Source organism: Streptomyces sp. CB02366, from assembly GCF_001905905.1.
Taxonomy (GTDB): Bacteria; Actinomycetota; Actinomycetes; order Streptomycetales; family Streptomycetaceae; genus Streptomyces.
Window position 1 is genome coordinate 584,559 of record NZ_LIVT01000002.1, and the last position, 25,597, is coordinate 610,155.

25 protein-coding genes are annotated in these 25,597 nt (G+C 72.4%); 9 read left to right on the forward strand and 16 right to left on the reverse strand.

All coding sequences use genetic code 11. The annotated features are described in order from the left end of the window. Nucleotide 1 precedes the first annotated feature (1 nt). The 10 genes from AMK24_RS08080 to clpS all read right to left on the reverse strand — a co-directional run bounded on the left by AMK24_RS08080 (nucleotide 2) and on the right by clpS (nucleotide 8,274). Nucleotides 2–952 carry a PLP-dependent cysteine synthase family protein gene (locus AMK24_RS08080; RefSeq protein ID WP_073766492.1) on the reverse strand — a complete coding sequence of 317 codons (951 nt, stop codon included), beginning with the start codon at nucleotides 950–952 and terminating at the stop codon, nucleotides 2–4. Beyond that, nucleotides 952–1,239 (reverse strand): MoaD/ThiS family protein, encoded by a 288-nt coding sequence (locus AMK24_RS08085; RefSeq protein WP_073766494.1) that lies wholly within the window; start codon nucleotides 1,237–1,239, stop codon nucleotides 952–954. Before AMK24_RS08085 ends, AMK24_RS08080 begins: the two co-directional genes overlap by 1 nt. Nucleotides 1,240–1,349: 110 nt before the next feature. Continuing rightward, complete coding sequence (locus tag AMK24_RS35300) at nucleotides 1,350–1,463, reverse strand: putative leader peptide (RefSeq protein WP_338012685.1); 114 nt, start codon at nucleotides 1,461–1,463, stop codon at nucleotides 1,350–1,352. Between the two features lie 69 nt (nucleotides 1,464–1,532). Continuing rightward, the gene (locus tag AMK24_RS08090; RefSeq protein ID WP_073766496.1) at nucleotides 1,533–2,330 is read right to left on the reverse strand and encodes an ABC transporter ATP-binding protein; all 798 of its coding nucleotides are present in this window, start codon (nucleotides 2,328–2,330) and stop codon (nucleotides 1,533–1,535) included. A gap of 124 nt (nucleotides 2,331–2,454) precedes the next feature. Then, a complete protein-coding gene (locus AMK24_RS08095; RefSeq protein ID WP_073766498.1) occupies nucleotides 2,455–3,495 on the reverse strand; it encodes a FecCD family ABC transporter permease in 1,041 nt (346 codons plus the stop codon). Next, nucleotides 3,492–4,502 carry an ABC transporter substrate-binding protein gene (locus AMK24_RS08100; protein ID WP_073766500.1) on the reverse strand — a complete coding sequence of 337 codons (1,011 nt, stop codon included), beginning with the start codon at nucleotides 4,500–4,502 and terminating at the stop codon, nucleotides 3,492–3,494. Before AMK24_RS08100 ends, AMK24_RS08095 begins: the two co-directional genes overlap by 4 nt. 287 nt (nucleotides 4,503–4,789) lie before the next feature. Continuing rightward, the gene (locus tag AMK24_RS08105) at nucleotides 4,790–5,212 is read right to left on the reverse strand and encodes a Mov34/MPN/PAD-1 family protein (protein WP_073766502.1); all 423 of its coding nucleotides are present in this window, start codon (nucleotides 5,210–5,212) and stop codon (nucleotides 4,790–4,792) included. A 217-nt stretch (nucleotides 5,213–5,429) separates the two neighbouring features. Further along, nucleotides 5,430–6,875 carry an amino acid permease gene (locus AMK24_RS08110; protein ID WP_073766504.1) on the reverse strand — a complete coding sequence of 482 codons (1,446 nt, stop codon included), beginning with the start codon at nucleotides 6,873–6,875 and terminating at the stop codon, nucleotides 5,430–5,432. A 404-nt stretch (nucleotides 6,876–7,279) separates the two neighbouring features. Next, entirely contained in the window at nucleotides 7,280–7,891 is a 612-nt protein-coding gene (locus AMK24_RS08115; protein WP_073766506.1) for a DUF2017 domain-containing protein, read from the reverse strand. A gap of 65 nt (nucleotides 7,892–7,956) precedes the next feature. Continuing rightward, nucleotides 7,957–8,274, reverse strand: a complete 318-nt coding sequence (gene clpS / locus AMK24_RS08120) for an ATP-dependent Clp protease adapter ClpS (protein ID WP_073766508.1) — start codon at nucleotides 8,272–8,274, stop codon at nucleotides 7,957–7,959. Between the two features lie 79 nt (nucleotides 8,275–8,353). Here clpS and AMK24_RS08125 point away from each other — a divergent pair, with 79 nt between their 5' ends. Beyond that, complete coding sequence (locus AMK24_RS08125) at nucleotides 8,354–9,682, forward strand: nicotinate phosphoribosyltransferase (RefSeq protein WP_073766510.1); 1,329 nt, start codon at nucleotides 8,354–8,356, stop codon at nucleotides 9,680–9,682. Between the two features lie 344 nt (nucleotides 9,683–10,026). Beyond that, on the forward strand, nucleotides 10,027–10,617 hold the full coding sequence (locus AMK24_RS08130) for an isochorismatase family protein (protein ID WP_073766512.1): 591 nt from the start codon (nucleotides 10,027–10,029) through the stop codon (nucleotides 10,615–10,617). A 54-nt stretch (nucleotides 10,618–10,671) separates the two neighbouring features. Here AMK24_RS08130 and AMK24_RS08135 read toward each other — a convergent pair whose 3' ends face one another. Together AMK24_RS08135 and AMK24_RS08140 are read right to left on the reverse strand one after the other, a co-directional pair. Next, nucleotides 10,672–11,127 (reverse strand): hypothetical protein, encoded by a 456-nt coding sequence (locus tag AMK24_RS08135; protein WP_073766513.1) that lies wholly within the window; start codon nucleotides 11,125–11,127, stop codon nucleotides 10,672–10,674. 124 nt (nucleotides 11,128–11,251) lie between these two features. After that, nucleotides 11,252–13,654 (reverse strand): immune inhibitor A domain-containing protein, encoded by a 2,403-nt coding sequence (locus tag AMK24_RS08140; protein ID WP_079190456.1) that lies wholly within the window; start codon nucleotides 13,652–13,654, stop codon nucleotides 11,252–11,254. Between the two features lie 413 nt (nucleotides 13,655–14,067). On the opposite strand from AMK24_RS08140, the gene AMK24_RS08145 reads away from it, so the two are divergent. After that, entirely contained in the window at nucleotides 14,068–14,370 is a 303-nt protein-coding gene (locus tag AMK24_RS08145) for a hypothetical protein (RefSeq protein ID WP_073766515.1), read from the forward strand. Between the two features lie 56 nt (nucleotides 14,371–14,426). On the opposite strand, the gene AMK24_RS08150 is transcribed toward AMK24_RS08145, so the two are convergent. Both AMK24_RS08150 and AMK24_RS08155 read right to left on the reverse strand, forming a co-directional pair. Next, nucleotides 14,427–15,083, reverse strand: a complete 657-nt coding sequence (locus tag AMK24_RS08150; protein WP_073766517.1) for an RDD family protein — start codon at nucleotides 15,081–15,083, stop codon at nucleotides 14,427–14,429. Between the two features lie 165 nt (nucleotides 15,084–15,248). Beyond that, nucleotides 15,249–16,946, reverse strand: coding sequence for an RDD family protein (locus AMK24_RS08155; RefSeq protein WP_073766519.1), 1,698 nt, complete (start codon nucleotides 16,944–16,946; stop codon nucleotides 15,249–15,251). A 248-nt stretch (nucleotides 16,947–17,194) separates the two neighbouring features. Between AMK24_RS08155 and AMK24_RS08160 the strand changes: the two genes are divergently transcribed. Then, nucleotides 17,195–17,677 carry an SsgA family sporulation/cell division regulator gene (locus AMK24_RS08160; protein ID WP_073766751.1) on the forward strand — a complete coding sequence of 161 codons (483 nt, stop codon included), beginning with the start codon at nucleotides 17,195–17,197 and terminating at the stop codon, nucleotides 17,675–17,677. A 22-nt stretch (nucleotides 17,678–17,699) separates the two neighbouring features. On the opposite strand, the gene AMK24_RS08165 is transcribed toward AMK24_RS08160, so the two are convergent. Next, complete coding sequence (locus AMK24_RS08165; protein WP_073766521.1) at nucleotides 17,700–19,067, reverse strand: FAD-binding oxidoreductase; 1,368 nt, start codon at nucleotides 19,065–19,067, stop codon at nucleotides 17,700–17,702. A 92-nt stretch (nucleotides 19,068–19,159) separates the two neighbouring features. Between AMK24_RS08165 and AMK24_RS08170 the strand changes: the two genes are divergently transcribed. Further along, complete coding sequence (locus AMK24_RS08170; RefSeq protein WP_338012686.1) at nucleotides 19,160–20,866, forward strand: tetratricopeptide repeat protein; 1,707 nt, start codon at nucleotides 19,160–19,162, stop codon at nucleotides 20,864–20,866. 102 nt (nucleotides 20,867–20,968) lie between these two features. On the opposite strand, the gene hppD is transcribed toward AMK24_RS08170, so the two are convergent. Continuing rightward, on the reverse strand, nucleotides 20,969–22,114 hold the full coding sequence (gene hppD / locus AMK24_RS08175; protein WP_073766523.1) for a 4-hydroxyphenylpyruvate dioxygenase: 1,146 nt from the start codon (nucleotides 22,112–22,114) through the stop codon (nucleotides 20,969–20,971). Between the two features lie 122 nt (nucleotides 22,115–22,236). On the opposite strand from hppD, the gene AMK24_RS08180 reads away from it, so the two are divergent. Genes AMK24_RS08180 through AMK24_RS08195 form a run of 4 tightly spaced genes read left to right on the forward strand, consistent with a single transcriptional unit; the run spans nucleotide 22,237 to nucleotide 25,526 of the window. Then, complete coding sequence (locus AMK24_RS08180) at nucleotides 22,237–22,710, forward strand: Lrp/AsnC family transcriptional regulator (protein WP_003968841.1); 474 nt, start codon at nucleotides 22,237–22,239, stop codon at nucleotides 22,708–22,710. Between the two features lie 47 nt (nucleotides 22,711–22,757). Then, complete coding sequence (locus AMK24_RS08185) at nucleotides 22,758–23,405, forward strand: ABC transporter permease (protein WP_073766525.1); 648 nt, start codon at nucleotides 22,758–22,760, stop codon at nucleotides 23,403–23,405. After that, on the forward strand, nucleotides 23,398–24,663 hold the full coding sequence (locus AMK24_RS08190) for a betaine/proline/choline family ABC transporter ATP-binding protein (protein ID WP_073766527.1): 1,266 nt from the start codon (nucleotides 23,398–23,400) through the stop codon (nucleotides 24,661–24,663). The genes AMK24_RS08185 and AMK24_RS08190 overlap by 8 nt, the downstream gene beginning before the upstream one ends. Then, nucleotides 24,660–25,526 (forward strand): ABC transporter permease, encoded by an 867-nt coding sequence (locus AMK24_RS08195; RefSeq protein WP_073766529.1) that lies wholly within the window; start codon nucleotides 24,660–24,662, stop codon nucleotides 25,524–25,526. The genes AMK24_RS08190 and AMK24_RS08195 overlap by 4 nt, the downstream gene beginning before the upstream one ends. Nucleotides 25,527–25,597: the final 71 nt, after the last annotated feature.

Below are 25,597 nucleotides of genomic sequence, written 5' to 3' on the forward strand. Positions count from 1 at the left end.
CTCAGGCCCAGAGTTGGCCCTGGAGCGTTTCGATCGCCGCCTCCGTGGTCTTCGCCGTGTAGACGCCGGTGGACAGGTACTTCCACCCGCCGTCCGCGACGACGAAGACGATGTCGGCGCTCTCCCCCGCCTTGACGGCCTTCCTGCCCACGCCGATCGCCGCGTGGAGGGCGGCGCCGGTGGAGACGCCCGCGAAGATGCCTTCCTGCTGGAGGAGTTCGCGGGTGCGGGTGACCGCGTCGGCGGAGCCCACGGAGAAGCGGGTGGTGAGGACCGAGGCGTCGTAGAGCTCGGGGACGAAGCCCTCGTCGAGGTTGCGCAGACCGTAGACCAGGTCGTCGTACCGGGGTTCGGCGGCGACGATCCGGATGCCGGGGCGGTTCTCGCGGAGGTAGCGGCCGACGCCCATGAGGGTGCCGGTGGTGCCGAGGCCCGCGACGAAGTGGGTGATGGAGGGGAGGTCGGTGAGGATCTCCGGTCCGGTGGTGGCGTAGTGGGCGCCCGCGTTGTCCGGGTTGCCGTACTGGTAGAGCATCACCCAGTCCGGGTGCTCCGCGGCGAGTTCCTTGGCGACGCGGACGGCCGTGTTGGAGCCCCCGGCGGCCGGGGAGGAGATGATCTCGGCTCCCCACATGGCGAGGAGGTCGCGCCGCTCCTGGGAGGTGTTCTCCGGCATGACGCACACGATGCGGTAGCCCTTGAGCTTGGCCGCCATGGCGAGGGAGATGCCGGTGTTGCCGCTGGTGGGCTCCAGGATGGTGCAGCCGGGGGTCAGCCGGCCGTCCTTCTCGGCCTGTTCGACCATGTGGAGCGCGGGGCGGTCCTTGATCGAGCCGGTGGGGTTGCGGTCCTCCAGCTTCGCCCAGATGCGGACGTCCTCGGACGGCGACAGCCGCGGGAGGCGGACGAGGGGGGTGTTCCCCACGGCCGCCAGCGGGGAGTCGTACCGCATCAGCGCATGCCGCCGGCGACGGCGGGGAGGATCGTGACGCTGTCGCCGTCGCCGAGTCGGGTGGAGATGCCGTCGAGGAAGCGGACGTCCTCGTCGTTGAGGTAGACGTTCACGAAGCGGCGGAGCTGGTCGCCGTTGCCGCCGTCGACGAGCCGCTCGCGGATGCCGGGGTGGCGGCTCTCCAGGTCGGCGAAGAGGTCGGCGAGGGTGTCCCCGTTGCCTTCGACGGCCTTCGCGCCGTCGGTGTAGGTGCGGAGGATGGTCGGGATGCGGACCTCGATGGCCATGGCGTGGGCTCCTGTCGAAAGCGGGAGGGGCGTGGGGCGCGCGTTTCTGCCCCCGCGCGGAGGGTGGTGCGGGTGGGTGGGCGCGCGGACCGCGGCTCAGGCCGGGCGGCTCACGGGCAGGCCGCGGTGCGACAGATCGCGCTGGCCAGCCTGCACAGGTCGACGTGCAGCCGCGCGACGAGCGGCGTGCCCGGCGTCTCGTTGCTCACGTCAGGGGGAACCATGCGGGCATCGTATCGATTCCCTGTGCGGAAACCCGAGTGTGATCCCACATGGTGGATAGTGAGCGACCGCTATGCGGACCGGGTGGGGTGGCCGGCCCCTTCCGGGAGGTAGACGACCGTGGGGGCGCCGGTCGCCGGGTGGGTGCTGACCTCGGCGGCGACCCCGTACACCTCGCGCAGCAGCTCGGCCGTGAGGACCTTCTCCGGGGGGCCGGACGCCACGACGCGGCCGTCCTTGAGGACGTAGAGGCGGTCGCAGTAGTAGGCGGCGAGGTTGAGGTCGTGCAGGGCGAGGAGGTTGGTGGTGCCCAGGCCGCGGATGAGTGCGAGGACCTCCAACCGGTAGCGGATGTCCAGGTGGTTGGTGGGTTCGTCCAGGACGACGAGCGAGGGCTGCTGGACCAGGGCGCGGGCGACCAGGGCCCGTTGGCGTTCGCCGCCGGAGAGGGAGGAGAACGTACGGGGTTCGAGCGCGGCGATCCCCACCCGGGCCAGGGCCTCGGCGACCAGGGCGCTGTCGGCGGCGGTGTCCGCCTCCCAGAACCGCTTGTGCGGGGCGCGGCCCATCGCGACGACCTGGCCCACGGTGAGTTCGAAGCCGGCGTGGCCGTCCTGGGGGACGGTGGCGATGCGCTGGGCGCGGGCCTTCACGGAGAGGGCGGTGAGGTCGTCGCCGTCGAGGAGGACGCGGCCGTGGGTGGGGCGCAGGGTGCCGTAGACGCAGCGCAGGAGGGTGGTCTTGCCGCTGCCGTTGGGGCCGACGAGGCCGACGGTCTCACCGTCGTCGGCGGTGAGGTCGACGGCGTCGACGAGGTGGCGGCCCTCGCCGGTCCCGTACGAGAGTCCTTCGGTGCGCAGGGTGGTCACGGGCGGGCTCCCTCGGCGGTACGTACGGTCGCGGGGCGGGCGCCCGCGGGGGTCCGGAGCCCCGTGCGGGCGCGCGCCGGGGGCCGGTGGTTCGGCGGCCGGGTGCCCCGGGGGCGGGGCGGCCTCACGCGGGCGTTCCTTCCGGCCGGCGGCGCAGCATCCAGAGGAAGAACGGACCGCCGGTCAGCGCGGTGAGGACGCCGACCGGGATGTCCTGCGGGGCGGCGACCGTCCGGGCGGCCAGGTCGGCGAGGACCAGGAACACCGCTCCGCCGAGGGCGGCGACGGGGAGCAGCGCGCGGTGGGCGGCGCCGACGGCCATGCGGGCCGCGTGCGGGACCATCAGCCCGACGAAGCCGATCGCCCCGCTGTACGCGACCAGCGCCCCGGTCATCAGGGAGGCGAGGACGAAGACGGCGGCGCGGAAGCGGGCGGTGTCCAGGCCGAGGACGGTCGCGCCCTCCTCCCCCACCAGGAGCAGGTCGAGCGGGCGGGCGAGGGTGAGGAGGACGGCCGTACCGGCGACCAGGGTGGTCGCGGGCAGGGCGAGCATGTCCCAGCGGGCGGCGCCGAGGCCGCCGAGGGTCCAGTGGAGGACTTCCTGGAGGTGGTCGGCGCGGGCGGAGGTGACCAGGATGAGGCTGGTCAGGGCGGAGAGGACGTAGGAGACGGCGACTCCGGCGAGGACGAGCCGGTTGGTGGTGAGGCCGCCCCCGCCGCGGGCCAGGGTGTAGACGAGCAGCAGGGAGAGCAGCGCCCCCGCGAAGGCGGCGGCCGGGAGGGTGACGGTGGCGGCGAGGGTGGCGCCGAGGCCGAGGACGATGACCAGGACCGCGCCGGTGGAGGCCCCGGAGGAGACGCCGAGGAGGAAGGGGTCGGCGAGCTGGTTGCGGACGAGGGCCTGCAGGACGGTGCCGATGACGGCGAGTCCGGCGCCGACGACGATGCCGAGGAGGACCCGGGGCAGCCGGACGTCCAGGACGATCGTGCGGTAAGGGCTCGCCTCGGCCCGCCCGGTCAGGATGTCGATCACCTGGCCGGGCGGGATGCGGACGGAGCCCAGGGCGAGGGCGGCCAGCACGGCGACGGCCAGGAGCACGGCGAGGACGCCGAGCACCAGGACGTAGCCGAGGGGCCGCCGCGGTGCGGAGGCGCGGCAGGTCACGGGGTGGCAGCCGCCTTGACCGCCTCCGGGTGGAGCTGGGCCGCGAGCTTGCCCACGGCGGCGGGGACGCGGACGCCGAGGACCGCGTCGGAGAGCGGCAGGACCGCGAAGCGCTTGTTCCGGACGGCGGGGACGTCCGCGAGGACGGGGTCGGTGAGGAGGCGCTTCTTCTTCTGTTCGACGGTGGTGGCCCCGTAGTCGTAGATCACGATGGCCTCGGGCTTGCGGGCGACGACGTTCTCCCAGGAGGCGTCGCCGAAGGGCTTGTCGAGGTCGGCGAAGACGTTGGCGCCGCCGGCCCGCTCGATCAGTTCGTTGCCGATGCCCTCGCCGCCCGCGGTGAAGGCGGTCTTGTCGCCGCTGTCGTAGACGAAGACGGATACGGGCTTCACGCCCTCCAGCTTCTTCGCGGTGGCGGCGTTGTCGGCTTCGGCCCGCCTGATCCAGGCTTCGGCGCGGTCGGGGACGCCGAAGGTGCGGCCGACCTCGCGGATCTCGTCGTAGAGGGTGTCCATGGGCTGGTCGCCCTCGGTGCAGCTCTCGGCGTTGAGGCGGGTGTCGATGCCGGACTTGGCGAGCGCCTCGCGGCTCCGGCCGTCGCCGGCGGCGAAGGCGCTGCCGTAGCCGCCGTAGACGAAGTCGGGGTCGGCGGCGAGGACCTGTTCGTAGGAGGGGTACTCCTCGGCGAGGACGGGGACGGAGGCGTAGTCCTTCGCGTACTTCGGCAGGACCTCGTCGTCGAGGTAGGCGGTGCCGACCAGGGAGTCGGCCAGGCCCAGTTCCAGCATGATCTCGGTGACGTGCTGGTTCATGGTGACCACGCGCTTCGGCGGGGCCGTGTACGTGGTGGTGACGCCGCAGTTCTTCACGGTGTACGGGAAGCCGTCGCTCCTGGCCGGCGCCTTGTTCCCGGCGGCGTCGCCGGAGGGGCCCGAGGAGGAGCAGGCGGTGAGGGCGAGCGGGAGCAGCACGGCGGCGGCTGTGAGCGCGGGGGTGCGCCGGGACATGGCGAGGCCTCTCCGGGGGATTTCCGCGTCCCCTGGTCGATGCTGGAAGGCGGCGGGCCAGTTCCTGGCTTCCGGGCCGCCCTCCGGTGCGGCGTCGCCCTGGGGGCGTCCGCGTGGGAGGGGGCCCGGTCACAGTGGCGGGACCGTGCCGGATTCGCACCGGCTTCCTGGCTTCCGTCGCCTGGTGTTCGGGTCTGGGGTGCAGTGTGCCAGACCCGTTCGGCCGCTTCGCGGGCTGCCCGGGCCCGAGTGCTCCCGGCCCGGGGCGCTTCGCGCGGCGGCCGGGCTCAGTACGCCTCGACGACCCGCACGTCTTCCTCCGTGATCACACCGTCCACGATGCGGTACGAGCGGAACTGGAAGGGGCCCGCGTCGTCGGTGTCGGCGGTGGAGACGAGGACGTAGTGGGCGCCGGGTTCGTTGGCGTACGTGACGTCGGTGCGGGAGGGGTACGCCTCGGTCGCGGTGTGCGAGTGGTAGACGATCACGGGCTCCTCGTCGCGGTCGTCCATCTCGCGGTAGAGCTTGAGGAGGTCGGCGGAGTCGAACTCGTAGAACGTGGGCGAGCGGGCGGCGTTGAGCATCGGGATGAAGCGCTCGGGGCGGTCGGTCCCGGCCGGGCCCGCGACCACTCCGCACGCCTCGTCGGGGTGGTCGGCGCGGGAGTGGGCGACGATCTGGTCGTAGAGCGTCTGGGTGATGGTCAGCATGGCGCCAGGATAAGCAGGCGGGCCCCCGCGTACCGGTGGGTGGTACACGGGGGCCCGCATGCTGGACAACCGTCGGCCTTTGGGGCAGCCGGGGCGGTCCGGGGAGGGGGCGGTGTGGGGCCCGCCCTCGGGGTCAGTGGGGTTCCGGCCCTCGGGGGGGGGCGGGGTGGCCTGGCTGGTGGGGCGGTCGGGGCCGGTGGGGCGGCCCCGGCCCGGGTCAGCGGGTGCCGGTGGGGGTCTTCCCGGCGTCCGGGGTGCGGGCCTGGAGGACCCGGTAGGAGACGAAGAGGACGAGCCCCCACAGCGGTGCGCAGTAGAGCGAGATCCTGGCGTCCGCGTCGATCGCCATCATCACGATGACCATGCCGATGAACAGCAGCGCGAACCAGCTGGTGTACGGGGCGCCGGGGGCCCGGAACGAGGACTGCGGGAGCAGGCCGGCGTCGGCCATGCGGCGGTAGCGGATCTGGCTGATCAGGATCATGATCCAGGCCCACATGCCGGAGATGGTCGCGAAGGAGACGACGTAGGTGAAGGCGTCGCCGGGCCACTGGTAGTTGATCCAGACGCCGACGAGCATCAGGGCCGCGGAGAAGGTGGTGCCGGCCAGCGGCAGGCCGTTCTTCGTCAGCTTGGTGAAGGCGCGGGGGCCCTGGCCGTTGAGGGCGAGGTCGCGGAGCATGCGCCCGGTGGAGTACATGCCGGAGTTGCAGGAGGAGAGCGCGGCGGTGAGGACGACGAAGTTGACGATGGCGGCGCCGATGCCGAGCCCCATCTCCTCGAACGCCTTCACGAACGGGGAGACGCCGGGCTTGAAGGTGGACCACGGCACGACCGAGAGGATCATGATCAGCGCGCCCACGTAGAAGACGGCGATGCGCCACGGCACGGTGTTGATGGCCTTGGGCAGCACGGTCTCGGGGTCCTTGGACTCACCGGCGGTGACGCCGACGAGTTCTACGGCGAGGAAGGCGAACATGACGATCTGGAGCGTCATGAGGGTGCCGGTGATGCCGTTGGGGAAGAATCCGCCGTCGTTCCAGAGGTTGGAGACGGTCGCGGTGTCGCCGGCGTCGGAGAATCCGACGGTGAGGACGCCCGCGCAGATCAGGATCATGCCGAGGATGGCGGTGACCTTGACCATGGAGAACCAGAACTCCAGCTCGCCGAAGAGCTTCACGGAGATCAGGTTGGCGCCGTAGAGAATGACGGTGAACACCAGGGCGGAGAGCCACTGGGGAATGTCCCACCAGTACGTCATATAGGTGGCCGCGGCGGTGACTTCGGTGATTCCGGTGACGACCCAGAACAGCCAGTAGGTCCAGCCGGTGACGAATCCGAAGAACGGGCTGATGAATTCCCGGGCGTACTCCGAGAAGGAGCCGGAGACCGGGCGGTACATGAGGAGTTCGCCCAGGGCCCGCATGATGAAGAAGATGACCAGGCCCGCGATGACGTAGGCCAGGATGAGGCTGGGTCCGGCCCGGTCGATGGCCTTGCCCGCGCCGAGGAAGAGCCCGGTGCCGATGGCTCCGCCGATGGCGATCATCTGGATCTGGCGGGCTCCGAGACCGCGCTGGTATCCCTCGGCCCCGGCGTCCCCGGCATTCGTGCCGGGCCGCCCCTTGTCGGCCTGTCCCTCGTCGACGTGCGCCGATGTCATGGTGGTGCGCCTTTCTCCACGCCGATCCGCGCCGTACAAGGCTGCGGATCAGGTCCTGATCCCCCCGGATATGGATGGAGTGCGACCGGCGTTCGGCCGGTGTGTAGCGCCCCCGGGAAACAGGGGTGGCGTCCCCCGGGTGGTCGTGAAGATTTATCACGGCTGTCATGGGACATCATCGGGCATTCTGTGGCGCACACCACAGGGAAAAGCGGGCAAGAGGCTCTGCGGGGGACGAATAGTCCGAATGGCTTGGGGGGATCGTTACCCGGATCTGAGCGTCCGTTGAGCGAACGAGGGCCGCCCGCCACGGCGTGACGGGCGGCCCTGTGCCGACGGAGGCCTTCTACGGAAAAGGCGTCGCGGAACCGGTCGGGACGCGCCGGGAATCCGCCGGACGCGTCCTACGGCATGAGCGTCTCGACGAGCGTCTCCTGGAGTGCGCCGAGCCAGAGGTAGGCCATCACCATGGGCTTGCGCGGGTCGCTGTCGGGGAGCCGGTAGAGCGATCCCTCCTCCCCCTGGTCCTCGTCGGACACCTCCAGCCGGGTGCCGATGGTCAGCCGCAGGTCGTTGAGGGACCGCAGCCAGCGGAGGCACTCGTCGGCGGTGAGGGTGAGGACGGCGCCGCCGTCCCCGACCGGGGAGAGCGCGTCCAGGGTGCGGACGACGGTGAGGGCGTCCTCGCGCTTGCCGGAGCGCAGGTCCATCTCGGTGAAGCGGCGGAACTCGGAGGAGAGCTCCCGCAGCTCCTCCTCCGGCTTCCCGCCCTCGCCGGGGGCGTCGGGGCCGCCGTAGGCGTCGGGGAAGAGGCGGGCCAGCGCGGGGTCGGACGGCGGCTTGCTGGGGCCCTCGGCGAAGAGGGCGGCGAGGGGGTCCTCGCCCTCGGCGGGCTGGTCGCCGGGGCCGATCAGCTCCAGCAGCTGGACGGCGAGGGAGCGCAGGATGGAGATCTCGACCTCGTCGAGCGCGACGGCCGCGCCGCCGCCTGGGGTGGCCTCGAAATGGCCGGCCATGGGTTCTCCGATGGTGGGTCGAACGGGGCAGGGGCGGTACGGTCCGGCGCGCACGGGCGCGAAGGTCAGGTGCGGTCCTGGGTGAGGGTGGCCCACAGTCCGTAGCCGTGCATGGCCTGGACGTCGCGCTCCATCTCCTCGCGGCTTCCGCTGGAGACGACGGCGCGGCCCTTCTGGTGCACGTCCATCATGAGCCGGTGGGCCTTGTCCTTCGAGTAGCCGAAGTAGGCCTGGAAGACATAGGTCACATAGCTCATGAGATTGACCGGGTCGTTGTGGACGAGCGTCACCCACGGGACGTCCGGCTCGGGGACCACGAAGGTCTCCTCGGCGGAATCAGGTCGTTCGATCTCCAGCGGAGTAGCAACGCTCACCTGTCCCATGCTGCCACCCGGGCGGCCCCGGCGCACAAACGGACCCCACATCTCGTCACTCTGACGAATAGGGGGTAGCATCCCAGCCATGAACACAGCGGACCTCGGGCGACGGGTCGGCGTTCCGTCGACCGCGCTCTTCACCGACCAGTACGAGCTGACCATGGTGCAGGCGGCCCTCCGGGCCGGCACCGCCGACCGGCACTCCGTCTTCGAGGCGTTCACCCGCCGACTGCCCGAGGGGCGCCGCTACGGCGTCGTCGCGGGGACCGGCCGGGTGCTGGACGCGGTGGAGAACTTCCACTTCGACGACGAGATGATCGGCTTCCTGCGCCAGCAGGAGATCGTGGACGAGCCGACCCTCGAATGGCTGGCCGGCTACCGCTTCAGCGGCGACGTCTGGGGCTACCCGGAGGGGGAGGTCTACTTCCCCGGCTCCCCGATCCTGCGGGTGGAGGGCACCTTCGCCGAGTGCGTGCTGTTGGAGACGGTGATCCTCTCCATCCTCAACCACGACTCCGCCATCGCCGCGGCCGCCTCGCGGATGTCGGCCGCCGCCGGGGGCCGCCGGCTCATCGAGATGGGCGCCCGCCGCACCCACGAGCTGTCGGCGGTCGCCTCGGCCCGCGCGGCGTACGTCGGCGGCTTCGACGCCACCTCCGACCTGGCGGCCGGCTTCCGCTGGGCGATCCCGACCGTCGGCACCAGCGCGCACGCCTTCACCCTGCTGCACGACACCGAGCGCGACGCGTTCCGGGCGCAGGTGGACTCGCTGGGCCGGGGCACGACGCTGCTGGTCGACACGTACGACGTGACCGAAGCGGTCCGGGCGGCCGTCGAGATCGCGGGCCCCGAGCTGGGCGCCGTACGGATCGACTCCGGGGACCTGCTCCTGGTCGCGCACCGGGTGCGCCAGCAGCTCGACGAGCTGGGGGCGACCAACACCAAGATCGTGGTGACCTCGGACCTCGACGAGTACGCCATCGCCTCGCTGGCCGCCGCGCCGGTGGACGCGTACGGGGTCGGCACCCAGCTGGTCACCGGGAGCGGGCACCCCACCTGCTCGATGGTCTACAAGCTGGTGGCCCGCGCCGGTTCGGGGGAGCCGGACGCCCCGCTGGTCCCGGTGGCCAAGAAGTCGCTCGGCGCGAAGGCGTCGAAGGGCGGTCGCAAGTGGGCCGCTCGCCGGACCGACGAGCACGGCGTGGCCGAGGCCGAGGTGGTCGGCACCGGACCGGTCCCCGAGGCGCTGGCCGACCGGCAGCTGCTGGTGGAGCTGGTGCGGGACGGCGAGGTGGTCGCCCGGGAGCCGCTGGACGCGGTCCGGGACCGGCACGTGGCCGCGCGGGCGACGCTGCCGATGTCGGCGATCCAGCTGTCGCGGGGCGAGGCGGTGATCCCGACCGAGTACGTCTGAGACGGCCCGGGGCCGCCCTCCCAGTGCCCCGGGGCGGCTCGCCGCGGCCCCGGGAGGGCCCCGACCGCCACCGCCCGGCCCCGGCCGGAACACGGCCCGGGGGAGGACCGCCCGAACCGGCCGGGGCCGCGGTCCGGCCGGGCCGGGCGTCCGGACCGGCCGGGCCCGAAACCGGCGGTTTCGCGGGCGGGCTTGATTGTGACGTTCCAGTGCCTAGGCTCGAACCCTCGCACCATTGAACCCGCGCACCATCGGACCCTCGGAACCCCGCAGCCCCCGGACACACCGCCCCACCCCCGCTCCCGCCCCCTCCCCGCACCCGCCCCCACCGAAGGACACCCGCCATGCACCGCGCATTGATCGTCGTGGACGTTCAGAACGACTTCTGCGAGGGCGGCAGCCTCGCGGTGGCGGGCGGCGCCGACGTCGCCGCCGCCATCACCGACCTGATCGGCGACGCCCAGCCCGCCTACCGCCACGTGGTGGCCACCCGCGACCACCACGTCGATCCGGGCGACCACTTCTCGGCCACCCCCGACTACGTGGACTCCTGGCCGGTGCACTGCGTCGCCGGTACGGAGGGCGTCGGCTTCCACCCGAACTTCGCGCCCGCCGTCGCCTCCGGGGCGATCGACACGGTCTTCGACAAGGGGGCGTACTCGGCCGCGTACAGCGGATTCGAGGGCGCCGACGAGAACGGCGCCGGCCTCGCCCAGTGGCTGCGCGACCGGGAGGTCACCGAGGTCGACGTGGTCGGCATCGCCACCGACCACTGCGTACGGGCCACCGCGCTGGACGCGGTCCGCGAGGGCTTCGTCACCCACGTGCTGCTCGACCTGACGGCGGGCGTCTCCGGGGACACCACCGAGCGGGCCCTGGCCGAGCTGCGGACGGCGGGCGTGAAGCTGACCGGCACGCCCGTCGTCGCCCCGTAGCCGCACGCCGTCGGCGGCCCCGCGCCCGTCCGGCCCCTCCGCCCCGCCCGGGCCCTACGCGGCCGGGCGGGCCGGTCCGGCGTACCCGGCGGGGCCCAGCAGCGCCCTGATCGGGCGCCACAGCTCCTGGCACGACGACAGCGGCTGCGGCGAGGCGGACGCGGGGTGGGGCGGCGACGCCTGGCCCCCGGGGGAGCCGGGCCGGGCGACGGCCGGGGCCTCCTGCGGGACGGTCCGCCACAGCAGCCCGTCCGGGTGGTGCAGCACCGCCGTGACCTCGTCCGGCGTGGGCGGCCGGTCGTTGCCGCGCAGGTAGACCGCCCGCAGCCCCAGGTTGCGCAGCCTGGTCAGGGCGCGCGCCCGGTTCGCCGCGTGCACCAGCACCCGCACCGGGGCCCCGGGCCCCGTTCCCGTACCGCCGTGCGGGCCCGTGCCGTCGGCCGGTCTGGTGAGGGTCAGGGCGACCACCACCGTGCCGTTGGGCAACCTGCAGAAACCTCCGCCTGCCATGCTCCGCGCTCCCCCGTGAGACATCGTGTCAATAAGGATGTGAACAAGACGCACCTAAACACGATCGGCCGCCGCCCGCTAGGGGGCGACGGCCGATCATGGTGTGACCTGCGGTTTTACGTGATCAGCGACCCGAGGGACCGACCAGCACGCTCATCGTGCGGCCATCGAGGGGCTCGTGGACGATGGAGATGCGGGTGTTCGTGTCAGGAACCTTGACACCGCCCGTGGGGTTCTCCTTGTACCAGTAGGTGCCCTTGCGGTCGTCGAAGACCGGGTTGCCCAGGCTGGGCTTGATGTACAGCGGAACGTCCGCGTTGTGGAGCGTGAAGCCCTTGTTCGGGTACCAGCTGAACGGGGCGTCGAACGGCTGGATCTTGTTGCGCAGGAGCGAGCCGTCCTTCCACTTGAGCGGCTTGGCGTGCGCGTCGACCGGCAGGATCAGACCCTGGCCCGGGTGGACCGAGGTGTTGTTGTCCTTCTGGGAGGTGTCCCAGAACCAGACCAGCAGACCGTTCTGGTAGGCGTAGTGCTCGACCCAGTCCGGACGGGTGGTGGAGAAGCCGAAGTTGTACGGGCCGACCTTCAGCGTCTTGTCGTAGGAGACGTACTGGCGGTTCTCCGCGATGTAGTACTGCGGGTAGTCCTGGGTGAAGGACTCGCCGATCCGCGAGAAGCCCTTGGCGGTCCAGCCGTTGTCGTCGCCCTCGGCGTTGTCCGAGAAGAGCGCCGCGCCGTCGGCGGTGACGGTGATGGCGTCGGCCGCGAAGCCCTTGCCGCCCGCGCCGCCGTCCGTCTGGTAGCGGAAGCGGAGGTCGATCTTCTTGCCCGCGTAGGCGTCCAGCGGGAAGGAGAGCTTCTTGTACGCGCCCGAGACGTCGGTCAGGGCCGGCTTGTCGCTGGCGTCGCGCGGGATGGCCCTGCCGTCGGCGGTGCCGTCGAGCGCGGTCCAGCTGGCGCCGCCGTTGTCGGACACCTCGGTGTAGAGGTAGTCGTAGTCGGCCTCGATGTCGTACCAGCCCGAAAGGTCCAGCACGGCCTTGGACTTGCCGGTGAGGTCGACCGAGCGGGTCAGGGTGTTCGACAGGTCGTCGCCCATGTCGCTCCACCACTGCTTCGCGCCCTCGGCGGGCTTGACGACGGTGGTGGTGACGGCCTTCTTCGGCAGCTCGACGAGGAGCGCCTGCGGGTTCTCGGTGTTGTACTCCGAGACGCCCAGCTTGTGCAGCGAGGTCTTGCCGGCCTTGGCCGTGTCGTAGTCGAGCCAGCCCAGCTTGAGCTTGTCCCACGAGGTCATGTCGCCCGGCAGGTTGCCGATCTCGCCCTTGCCGGTGCCGAGCCAGGAGCCCGCCGACATCAGGGACCAGAAGCCGACCGAGTTCTCGCCGCCGCCGGAGGTGTCGTACAGGTCCGGCAGGCCGAGATCGTGGGCGTACTCGTGGGCGAAGACGCCCAGGCCGCCGTTCTCGGGCTGGACGGTGTAGTCGCCGACCCAGATGCCCGTGTCGCCGATCTGCGCGCCACCGGCCTTGTTGTCCGCGGGGCCGGTCGCACCGGCGTTGGTGCCGTACGCGTACCAGCGGTGCGCCCAGATGGCGTTGGCGCCCTCGGCGCCGCCGCCGGCCGACTCGTCCTCGCCGGCGTGGACCAGCTGGAAGTGGTCGATGTAGCCGTCGGGCTCGTTGAAGTTGCCGTCGCCGTCGAAGTCGTAGCGGTCCCACTGGTCGTACTCGGCCAGGTTCGCCTTGATCTCGGCGTCGGTGCGGCCCTGGGCCTTCTGGTCGGCGACCCAGGCGTTCACGCCGTCGCGGACCGCGTCCCACACGTTGGCGCAGTTGGACTGGCCGCAGTAGTTGGAGCCGTAACGGGCCTCGTTGTAGGGGACCTTGACCCAGTCGGAGACCTCGCCCTCGACCGAGTAGCGGCCCGAGGAGGTCTTCTCGTAGTAGGTCTTGAGCGAGTCGACGCCCTTGCCCTCGCCGAAGTAGAGCTCCTGGAAGTGCTCCTGGTTGTAGTCGGCCTTCCAGGCGGTGCTGTTGTCCTTCTTCGGGTCCGGCTTGGCGATCTTGTTGTGCGCCGGGCCGGGGGCGCCGCCGTACTTCTTCACGGGCGGCTTGGGGCCGTCGCCGTCCGGGTCGAACATCGTGGTGTCGTCGACCTGGTCGCCGAACTCCAGCAGGATGGTGAAGATCTTGTCGGTCTTCTCCCGGCCGAGCTCCACGTACTTCTTGTCGTCGAGCTTGACGACCTTGGAACCGCCGCGGTTCGCGACCTTCTTGTCCCCGGCGAGCACCTGCTCCAGCGCGGCCTCGCGCTGGGCGGCCTGCTGCTCGCTGAAGGGGCCCTCCAGGTTGTGCTCCACGTGCCCCTTGGCCGGCGCCGGGTCACGGCGGTCGACGCTGGAGACACCGGAACCCGATGATCCGTCATGCGCCTGGGCGGTGGCGAAGGTCGACGCCGTCGCGGCGGTCGCGGCCATGGCCACGACAACGGCGGCGGTGCGAAGCGCCCGTCTCTGATTGGTCACTTGATGCAGTCCTCCCCGGGCGTGCGCGCTGCGGCCAGGGGGGTGTGAAAGGGGCCGCGCGCATCAACGCGTCACAAGTGACGACATTCGATCGGAGTTATGAGAGAAAAGACAGACCTTGACTTGGACAGACCAAGTGCACTATGCGGAGGGCGTTTCCGGTATGCGGACGGTATGGGAACGGTAAAGGAACGCCGGGCGTCCGGATCCGGCCGCCGGAACGCGTTCGACGGGCGCGCCCCACCGTCCGGTCGGTGAGAGACGTGACTCCGTGCGCCCCCTGTGCACCAGCACCGCGTGTCAGGCCGCGCTTACCACCGGTCCGGGGCGGGCACCCACCGTCGTAGGGTCGTTCGGCGCCCCCGATCGTGCCGATCGATCGCCCACCCGACGTCCCGAGGACGGAAACCGCCATGCCGCGTCCGACTGCCGCACAGTTCGCCTACGGTTCGGCCACCGTCGTCGTCACGACGCTCGCCCTGCTGCTGCTGTCCCGCGCCCAGTCCGTCGTCGCCGTGGCCGCCGCCGGGGCGGTCGCGCTGGCCCTCGGACTCCTGGTGGCCCTGCGGCTGCCGCCCGCCCGCCCCCGAGCGGCCCAGACCGGACCCGCCGCGTCCGTTCCGGCCGCCGCCCGGACCCGTCACGCGCCGCGGTCCACCGGGGCTCGGGAGCGGGTTCCGGCGGGAGGCCCGTCGGCGCGGTCGGACAACCCTTAGGGTCTGCCGTCGAACCGCCGCCGAGCGGCGTCCGCCGCCCACGCGCGCGGTGTCCGTCAACGGACGGCGACGACGACCGTCTTGGCCGCCTTGTCCTGCAGCCCCTGCCGGTAGGGCTTGTCGGTGAACATCAGCACGATGTTGATCAGCCACCACAGGCAGGGGCAGCACAGGAGCGCCGGCGCCCACAGCACGACGGCCCGCATCAGCGCGGCCCCGGTGTCGGGCGCCCGGCCGTCGTTGAGCATCGCGACGCGCATCTTCAGCAGCCGCTTGCCCAGCGTGCGGCCGTCCTTGTGCGTGAAGTAGGTGTCGTAGGCGACGTACACCACCAGTCCGATGATCGACCACACCAGTTGCTGCCCGCCGTAACCGCTGGCGACCGCGTCCCCGAACCCGTCGTCGCCGTCCCCGTTGACGTCGACCGCCCCGCCCCAGGGCAGCGAGATCAGGTACAGCGGGATGGAGATGACGAGGAAGTCGATGAGCCGCGCCAGGATGCGCTTCCCCGGCTCCGCGAGCGGCGGCATCCCGGCCAGCGGATCGGGGGCCCCGAAGCCGCCGCCGCTGCCGTACGGATCGTTCGGCGGGGGCGGGGGCGGCGTGCCGCCGTACGGCTGACCGGAGGACGGCGGCGGGGGTTCCTGCGGCTTCTTGAGGAACGGATCGTCGTCCTCGGGCGGCTGGCCGGGCGTCGGCTGGTCGTTGCTCATGGGGGCAGTGCACCCCGCGCCCCAGGGGCCCGCAACGGCTCAGGCGCGTTCGGGGGACGCCTGGCGGCATACGGGTTCCGACCGGCATGTCGCCGCCCGTCCGGCCCGGTCCTCCGATAAACGGACGGAGGACTTCCGGTCGGCGGACGCCGGTACGGAGGGGGTTCAGCCCGCCACGAACGTCCGGGCCGCCTTGTCGTGCCAGCACTGGCGCCAGGGGCGGTCGAACAGGCACCACAGGACGTTGACCACCCCGAGCACGAGCAGCCCCAGCACGCCGTAGACCAGCCAGCGACGCAGGGCGGCGCCCAGCGACGGGGTCTCGTGCGACTCGATGTCCCGTACGTCGAGCCCGAACAGCTTCTTCCCCAGCGTCCGGCCCCACTTGGCCGTCGGCAGCGCCTCCAGGAGGAAGCCGAGGAACAGGAAGGCGGCGAGCAGGGCGCCGAGCAGGGTGCCGGTCGTGGAGTCCAGCAGCCAGACGGTGACGGTCTGTCCGGTCTCCTTGGCCGCGGTGATCTTCCGGTCGATGTGGTCGAGCGCCCGTACCGTCAGCGGGATCGCCGCCGCTCCGACGACCGCGCCGAGCACCAGGTTGTCGACCAGGCGGGCGGCGAACCGCTTGCCGAGCCCGGCGGGCCGGGCCGACGCCTGGTCGCGGGCGAGCTGCTGGAAGGGGTCGTCGACCGGCGGCTTCCAGGGCACGACGGGCTGGCCGGCCCCGGGGGGCGGAAGCTGTGGCGCGACCCGGTCCGGTCCGGGGACCTGATGCGCCCACGAGGCCGGACCGCCGGCCGGCCCGGACGCCGACGGCGTGGGCGGGGCCGCCCCGGGCCCGGTGGACGGCGCCCGGACGAGGTCGGCGGGGGCCGGGGCGGGCGCGGCGGGCCCCCCGGGGGCCGCCGCCCGCGGCAGGTGCGCCTGCTGGGCCGGGGCGTACGCCTGGGGCTGCGGCGACTGCGGTACCCGCTGTGGCGAAGGCTGCGATGGCCGCTGTGCTTGCTGGGGCTGCGGCGGCAGCTGTGCCTGGTGTGCGGGCTGTGCGGGCTGCGCCGAGGGGTTCGGCCGGGCCTGCGGCGCCTGGACCGGCGGGGGTTGATGCGGCGTCGGCCCCGCCTGGGCCGGGAGGGCCCGGGGCACGGGGGCCGGGGCGAGGCTGTGCCGGGCCGCGCTCAGGTTCTGCGGTCCCTGCGGCGCCCCGGGACCGGCAGTCGGCGGTACGGGGCCGGGCTGCGGCGCGTCCGGGCGCACCGCGCCGGGCCCCGGCGCGCCGCCGTCCCGGGCGGCCTCAGGCCGCGCCCCCGCGGCGCGGATGGTGATCGTCCCCTCGGACGGGGGCCGCGTCCCGGCGGCCTTCCCGGCAGCGGGCCCTCCGCCCCCGTCCCCCGTACCCGGCAGCACCCCGCCGGCCGGAGCCTGGGCCAGCGGCGCGCGCGGATCGGCCGGGGGCGCGGACGGGCCGGCGGAGGGCGCGGGCGGTCCGGCGGGCTCCCGGTTCGGCCCGCCCCAGTCGACCCGGCGGTCCCGATCGCCGCCGAAGCCGGTCTGGCGCGCGGTGTCGGCCTGCCAGACGGAGGCCGGCTCCCCCGGCCGCCCGGCGGGTTCGCCGGAGTCGTCCGGCGCGGCCTCGTCCGGCCCGTCCTGGCGGGCGGCCTCCTCCTCGTCGAAGAAGATCGGGCCCGTCTCCTCCACCGGAGCGGTGGGCGCGCCGGTCTCCGGAGCGGAGGCGGCGGGCGCGGGCCGGCTCGTACCGGGAACCCAGGAGGCGCCGTTCCAGTACCGGACGTACCCGGGGATGGAGGGGTCGGGGTAGTAGCCCTCGCGCGGGCTTTCGTCACCGGGTGCCGGAGTTGGCGCGCTCATCAGCGGATCCCGTATCTCTTCGAGGCCACAGGCCGTCCCCGGCGCTGCGGGCGGACGGCCTCAATACAAGGGTCCACATCTATCAGACAGCCGGCCGCCCCCGGGCCGGTCCACCTGTTCGGACCCCCTTTCGGGACCTCCCGAAGTTTTTTTGAGAAGTCGCGTCATAGTCGGCGGGGAGGGCGCTCTCTCCTGGTGCGGGACGGTCACGGGACCGGCCCATGAGCACCGGAAGGTCGTGCATGTCGATGATGAGCATCGTGGAACGTGAGCTGGAGCTGAAGCTGGTCCTGTCCCCCGAGCGGTCCATCCCGGTGCCCGCCCGGCTGACGTATCGCACCGACGACCCGTTCGCGGTGCACGTCGCGTTCCACATCGGTTCCGAGTCGCCGGTGCACTGGACGTTCGCGCGGGAGCTGCTGGTGGAGGGCGTGTTCCGGCCGTGCGGCCACGGCGACGTGCGGATCTGGCCGACGAAGGTCGCGGGCCGCAGCGTCATCTGCGTGGCCCTCACCTCACCCGACGGCAACGCCCTGCTGGAGGTGCCGTCTGCCGCCGTGGCCGCCTGGGTGGAGCGGACGCTGCGGGTGGTGCCGCCGGGCACCGAGAGCGACCGGCTCGGGATCGACGAGGCGCTGGCGGAGCTGCTGGCCCCGCTGCCGGCCGACGACCTGTGGCTGAGCGACCCGTGGTCGTCGGACGACGCGTCCTCCCAGGACGGCGAGGTGTGAGGACGGCGGCAGGGGAAGGGCGTCAGAAGAGCTTGCCGGGGTTGAGGAGGTTCAGCGGGTCGAAGGCGGCCTTGACGGAGCGTTGCAGGGCGAGGCCGGTCTCGCCCAGTTCACGGGCGAGCCACTCCTTCTTGAGGACGCCGACGCCGTGTTCGCCGGTGATGGTTCCGCCCAGTTCCAGGCCGAGCGCCATGATCGCGTCGAACGAGGCGCGGGCTCGGCGGGACTCGTCGGGGTCGGCCTGGTCGAAGCAGACGGTGGGGTGGGTGTTGCCGTCGCCCGCGTGGGCGCAGACGCCGATGGTGAGGTCGTACTCCTCGGCGATGGCCGCCGTGCCCGCGAGCATCGCGCCGAGCCGGGAGCGGGGTACGCAGACGTCGTCGATCATCGTGGCGGACTTGACGGCCTCCAGGGCGGTGAGGGCCAGCCGCCGGGCCTGGAGCAGGAGTTCGGACTCGGCCGGGTTGTCGGCCGGGACCACTCCGGTGGCCCCGGCGACGGTGCAGAGCGCCCCCACGGCGGCGAGGTCGGCGGCCGGGTCCGGCGTGTCGAAGGCGCAGAGGAGGAGCGCCTCGGTGGTCTCGGGCAGTCCCATGGAGGCCAGCGCGTTGACGGCACGCACGGTCGTACGGTCCATCAGTTCGAGGAGTGACGGCGTGTGACCGTGTTCCATGATCCGGCACACCGCGTCACAGGCGGCCTCGGCGGAGGGGAACTCCGCCGCGAGGACGAGTTGCCGCGGCGGTCGCGGCCGGAGCGCGAGGACCGCCTTGACCACGATGCCGAGGCTGCCCTCGGAGCCGACGAAGAGCCGGGTCAGGTCGTACCCGGCGACGCCCTTGGCGGTGCGGCGGCCGGTGGTCAGCAACCGTCCGTCGGCGAGGACGACGTCCAGGCCCAGCACGTATTCGGCGGTGACCCCGTACTTGACGCAGCACAGGCCGCCGGAGGCGGTGCCGATGTTGCCGCCGATGGTGCACGTCTCCCAACTGGAGGGGTCCGGCGGATAGTACAGACCGTGTTCGTCCACAGCGCGTGACAGCACCGCGTTGACGACACCCGGTTCGACGACGGCGATCCGGTCGACCGGGCTGATCTCCAGGATGCGGTCCATCTTCAGCAGGGAGAGCACGACGCAGCCGTCCGAGGCGTTGGCCGCGCCGGACAGGCCGGTACGGGCGCCCTGCGGGACGACCGGGACGCGCAGCGCGGTGGCGGTGCGCATGACGTGCTGGACCTGCTCGACCGTGCGCGGGAGCACCACGACGGCCGGGACGCCGGCCTCGCAGAAGCTCGCCATGTCGTGGGCGTAGGACGCGGTGACGTCCGGGTCGGTGATCAGCGCCTCGGGGGGCAGTCCCGCGCGCAGCCGTTCGAGGAGATCGCTCATGATCCAAGCGTGGCAGCCGGGGCCAATGGTGTGAACCCGTGGGCGGGAGGCGATCTCCCAACGCGGTGTGCTCGTATGACTGACGCAGAGTGATGGCCATGGATGTCATGCCGCAGCAGGATCCGGAGTCCCGCCGACCGCCCGAGCCGTCCCCCGAGGCCCCCTACGCGCTGCCCGCCGAAGGCGCCACCGCCGTGCCCCCGCCGCCGCCCACGCTGCGCACGACGCTGCGCCGGGCCGCGTTCGGCGCGGTGGCCGCCGGAGTGCTGCTGGCCGGGGCGCTGGTGGCGGTGGACGGCAGGGAGGGCGGGAAGCCGAAGGAGCCGGGGCCGGTCGAGCGGGCCGAGGCGGCGGTCGCCGCCGGCTCGCCCGCCTCGCTCTCGGACCTCACCGCGCTGATCGGGGACCGGAAGAAGTGGGTGGAGTCCCACCCGAAGGACGCCCCGGCCCTGGCGGCGCTCGGCGCGGCGTACGTGGAGCGGGCGCGGCGCTCGGGCGACCCGGCGTACTGCACGCGCGCCGAACAGGCCCTGAAGCGTTCGCTGGAGGCGCGGCCGGGCGAGCGCGGGAACGAGGAGGCGTGGGTGGGCCTGGCGGCCCTGGCCAACGCCCGGCACGACCACCTCGCGGCGAAGCGGTGGGGCGAGAGCGTGAAGAAGCGGCAGCCGGGGAGCTGGAGCGTGTACCCGGTCCTCATCGACGCGTACACCGGGCTCGGAGACCGGAAGGCGGCGACCGCGGCCACGGAGAAGTTCGGCGAACTGCGCAAGGGCGTCCCGGCCCTGGCCCGTACCTCCGACCTGTACCGGGGCCAGGGCTGGCGCGAGGACGCGCTGGCCGCCGCCCGGGAGGCCGCGGACCGGGCGGTGCGGCCCGCCGAGAAGGCCGAGGCGCTCCACCGGCTGGGCGAACTGGCCTGGGAGCGGGGCGAGCCGCAGGAGGCGGTGGACCAGTTCGACGCGGCGCTGCGCACGGACCCCGGCCATCACGCCTCGCTGGCGGGCCGGGCGCGGGCGCTGGTGGCGCTGGAGCGCACCGACGAGGCGCTGGCGGCGTACCAGAGCGCGCTGGAGAAGCTGCCGCGTCCGCAGGACGCGCTGGAGCTGGGCGAGTTGTACGCGTCGCTGGGGCTGGACGGGGACGCCCGCACCCAGTACGCGAAGCTGCGGGAGATGGTGGCGGCGGCGAAGAGGGCCGGGGTGGACGAGTCCCTGCCGCTGGCCCGGTTCGAGGCCGACCACGGCGACCCGGACGCGGCGGTGGAGCTGCTGCGCGCCCGGTGGCGGGGACAGCACCGCAGCGCGGAGGTGGCGGACGCGCTGGGGTGGGCGCTGCACCGGGCGGGGAGGTCCGAGGAGGGGCTGGAGTACGCGCAGCGGGCCGCCGACACGGGCGTGCGGAACGCCTCGTACGCGTACCACCTGGGCGTGATCCAGCGGGAGCTGGGGAGGTACGGCCCGGCGCGCCGGAGCCTGGAGCAGGCGGTGCGCACCAACCCGGCCTTCTCGCCGCTGGCCGCGCCGCTGGCCCGTGAGGCGCTGGACGCGCTGGGCGAGCCGCCGTCGGGCGGGCCGGGCGACACGCGGCCGCCCGCGCCCCCGCCGGCCCCCGACCCGGCGCCGGAGCGGGAGCCGGGCCCGGCGGCGAAGCCCGAACCGAAGCGGCCCGGCGCCCCGGCGGTCTCGAAGCCTCCGGCCCCCGCGCCCTCCCCCACCCCGTCCGCGTCGAAGCCGCCGAAGGAGCCCGCGACGTCCGAGGCGGCCGGGGCGGGCGGCGCGGCCCCGGCGGCGGGCGCGTGAGGGAGGCAGGGACTCCGTGACGGGGGCCGGGAACTACGGGCGCCGCCGCGGTCCGGGGTACTGCCCCGGACCGCGGCGGCGTTCTCCGTACCCGGGTACGGCTCAGAGGTTGCCGCGCTTCTCCTGCTCGCGCTCGATCGCCTCGAACAGGGCCTTGAAGTTGCCCTTGCCGAAGCCCATGGAGCCGTGGCGCTCGATCATCTCGAAGAAGACGGTCGGCCGGTCCTGGACCGGCTTGGTGAAGATCTGCAGCAGGTAGCCGTCCTCGTCGCGGTCCACGAGGATCTTCAGCTCGCGCAGGGTCTCGACCGGCACCCGGGTCTCGCCGGCCCACTCGCCGAGGGTGTCGTAGTACGAGTCGGGGGTGTCCAGGAACTGCACCCCGGCGGCGCGCATCGAGCGGACCGTGGCGACGATGTCGTTGGTGGCGAGCGCGATGTGCTGGACGCCGGCGCCGCCGTAGAACTCCAGGTACTCGTCGATCTGCGACTTCTTCTTCGCGATGGCCGGCTCGTTGATCGGGAACTTGACCTTGAGCGTGCCGTCCGCGACGACCTTCGACATGAGGGCGGAGTACTCGGTGGCGATGTCGTCGCCCACGAACTCCTTCATGTTGGTGAAGCCCATGACCTCGTTGTAGAAGCCGACCCACTCGTTCATCCGGCCCAGCTCGACGTTGCCGACGCAGTGGTCGATCGCCTGGAAGGTCCGCTTGGCGGGCGGCTCGACGATCGGCGAGGCCGCCGCGAAGCCGGGGAGGTAGGGGCCGTCGTAACCGGAGCGCTCCACCAGGGTGTGGCGGGTCTTGCCGTACGTGGCGATGGCGGCGAGGACGACCGTGCCGTTCTCGTCCTTGACCTCGTGCGGCTCGGTGAGGCCGCGCGCGCCGTGCTCGACGGCGTACGCGTAGGCGGCCCGCGCGTCCGGGACCTCGATCGCCAGGTCGACGACGCCGTCGCCGTGCTGGGCCACGTGGTCGGCGAGGAAGGCGCCCCACTCGGTGGACGCCTTGATCACGGAGGTGAACACGAACCGGGCGGCGCCGTTGGTCAGGACGTAACTCGCGGTCTCGCGGCTGCCGTTCTCCGGTCCGGAGTAGGCGACCAGCTTCATGCCGAAGGCGGTCGAGTAGTAGTGCGCGGCCTGCTTGGCGTTGCCCACGGCGAAGACGACCGCGTCCATTCCCTTGACCGGGAAGCGGTCGGCCTGCGCTGCGGTGTCGGGGCTGGTGTGCAGAGTCTCAGTCATGTTCGAAGGCTCTCCCCACATCGCAAGGTGCGCAATAGTTCGCGCATTCGCTGGTCAATATGCACAGCCGGTCGCCATGATGGCCGGACCATCTGTACAGGGTGACCACCGGAGGCGGCGTCATGGCGATCGATCATCTGGACGGGCGGCTCATCGTGCTCCTGGCGCGCGAACCGCGTATCGGCGTCCTCGAAGCATCCCGGCGGCTCGGGGTGGCGCGCGGGACCGTGCAGGCGCGGCTGGACCGCCTTCAGTCGAATGGCGTCATCCGGGGGTTCGGACCCGACGTGGACCCGGCGGCGCTCGGCTACCCGGTCACCGCGTTCGCCACCCTGGAGATCAAACAGGGCCAAGGGGCGGACGTACGGGCCCACTTGGGCGGTGTACCGGAGGTGCTGGAGCTGCACACCACCACCGGGCACGGCGACATGTTCTGCCGTCTGGTGGCCCGTTCCAACGCCGATCTCCAACGGGTGATCGACCGCGTCGTCGGATTTGATGGCATCGTCCGGGCCTCCACCGCGATCGTCATGGAGAACCCGGTTCCGCTGCGGATCATCCCGCTGGTGGAACAGGCGGCCGAGGACACCGACTGAGCGAAGGGCTCGGGAGGGTCCCGCCCGATCCGTCGAAGGAGCGCCGTGTGAGCTTCTGGGAGTATCTGAGCACCCGGCACCAGCAGCTCCTGACGGATGCGTTCCAGCACGTCAGCGCGGTGTTCCAGTGCATGGTCATCGCCACCGTGCTGGGGGTGGTCATCGGCGTGGTGAGCTACCGCAGCGGCTGGGGCGGATCGCTGGCGATCACCTCCACGGCGACGGTCCTCACCATCCCCTCCCTCGCCGCGATCGGTCTGCTGATCCCGCTGGTGGGCCTCGGCGTCGCGCCGACGGTGATCACCCTGACGCTGTACGGGCTGCTGCCGGTCGTCCGGAACTCCATCGTCGGGCTGCGGGGCGTCGATCCCTCGCTGGTGGACGCGGCGACGGGCATCGGGATGTCGCGGACGGCGCGGCTGTGCCGGGTGGAGCTGCCGCTCGCCTGGCCGCCGATCCTGACCGGCATCCGGGTCTCCACGCAGATGCTGATGGGCATCGCCGCCATCGCCGCGTACGCCTCCGGCCCCGGCCTCGGCAACGAGATCTTCCGGGGTATCGCCTCCCTGGGCAGCGCCAACGCGATCAACCAGGTCCTCGCGGGCACGCTCGGCATCGTCGTCCTCGCCCTGCTCTTCGACGCCGCGTACGTCCTGCTGGGGCGGCTGACCATCCCGAGGGGGATCCGTGGCTGAGACCGGGACCGCGTCCGTTCCGGCGGAGGGGACCGCCGCCGCCTCCGGGGCCGCCATCGAGCTGGAGAACCTCACCAAGAGCTACCCGGGCAACCCGAACCCGGCCGTCGAGAACGTGTCGATGGAGATCAGGGCGGGCGAGACGGTGGTCTTCGTCGGCCCGTCCGGCTGCGGGAAGTCCACCACGCTGAAGATGATCAACCGGCTGATCGAGCCGACGTCGGGCCGTATCCGGATCGGCGACGAGGACGTCACCGACATCGACCCGGTGAAGCTGCGCCGCAAGATCGGGTACGCGATCCAGTCCTCCGGCCTCTTCCCGCACATGACGGTCGCGGACAACATCGCGCTGGTCCCGAAGATGACCGGCTGGTCCAAGGCCCGCGTGAAGGACCGGGTGGAGGAGATGCTCGACCTGGTGGGCCTGGACCCGCGCGAGTTCCACGGCCGCTATCCGCGTCAGCTCTCCGGCGGGCAGCAGCAGCGGGTGGGCGTGGCGCGGGCGCTGGCCGCCGACCCGCCCGTCCTCCTGATGGACGAGCCGTTCGGCGCGGTCGACCCGATCACCCGCGACCACCTCCAGGACGAGCTGATCCGGCTCCAGCACGAGCTGCACAAGACGATCGTGTTCGTCACCCACGACTTCGACGAGGCGATCAAACTGGGCGATCGGATCGCGGTGCTGCGGGAGCGGTCGCATATCGCGCAGTTCGACACCCCCGAGGCGATCCTGACCAACCCGGCGGACGATTTCGTCTCCGGGTTCGTCGGCGCGGGCGCGGCCCTCAAACGGCTGAACCTGACCCGGGTACGGGACGTGGGGATCGCGGACTTCCCGACGGTGACGGTCGAGGACCCGCTCCAGACGGTCTTCGACAAGCTGCGCGACGGCCCGCACAACGAGCTGCTGATGCTGGACCGCCGCAACCGCCCGTACAAGTGGCTGCGGCGCGGCGACCTGATGCGGGCGCGCGGTTCGCTGGCACGGGCCGGGCAGCTGGTGCACGACACGGTGACCCGGGACGCCACGCTGCATGACGCGCTGGAGGCGGTGCTGACGGACAGCGGGGGCCGGGTGGCGGTGACCGGGCGGCGCGGCGAGTTCATCGGCGTCGTCGACATGAAGACGCTGATGGACAACGTGCAGGAGCTGCTGGAGGCCGACCGGCTGACCGCGATGGAGCACCGGCACGAACGGGAGGACGAGCACGCCCACCGGACGGAGCAGGAGCTGGAGGGGGGTGGCGGCGGAGCATGAGCCCCAGCCACCGGGCCCGCTCCGGGAAGGAGCCGCCCCCCGCCCGGCCGCCGGGCGAACACGACGTCGGGGGCCACGCGTTCCACGACGAGGAGCACGGCCCCTCCCCCGCCCCGGCCGCCCCGGCGCGCCGGATCACCCGGCGGAAGCTGGTGGTCCTGCCGGCGGTGCTGGTGGCCGTCCTGGCGGTCACGTACGTGTGGATCACCAACGTCCACCTGGACTCGATCGCGGAGAACTCGCTGACCGGCGGCAATGTGCAGCTGCGCTGGTGGCAGCACGTACGGCTGACGGCGGTCTCCACGTTCTGGGTGCTGGTCATCGCGATCCCCCTGGGCGTCGCCCTGACCCGGCGGCGGCTGCGGAGGGCGGCCCCGGCGTTCACGGCGCTGGCCAACGTCGGGCAGGCGACCCCGGCGATCGGCCTGCTGGCGCTGCTGGTGATCTGGCTGGGCATCGGCCCGCGCACGGCGATCATCGGCATCGTGATCTACGCGGTGCTGCCGGTGCTCTCCAACACGGTGGCGGGGCTGCGGGCGATCGAGCCGAACATGATCGAGGCGGCGCGCGGGATGGGGATGTCCGCCGGGGGCGTGCTGCTGCGGGTGGAGCTGCCGCTCGCGGTGCCGTTGATCCTGGCGGGCGTACGGACGGCGCTCGTGCTGAACGTCGGTACGGCGACGCTGGCCACCTTCGGCGGGGGCGGCGGGCTCGGCGACCTGATCACCTCGGGCATCCAGACGCAGCGGATGCCGGTGCTGGTGATCGGCTCGGTGCTGACGGTGGTGCTGGCGCTGCTGGTGGACTGGCTGGCGTCGCTGGCGGAACTGGCGCTGACGCCGCGCGGGCTGGAGGAGCGGTGAGGACGGCGTACGGTTCGGGAGGCGGCGGCCCGGTCGGGGCCGGGCGGGGGGCCCGGCGCGGGGCCTGCGCG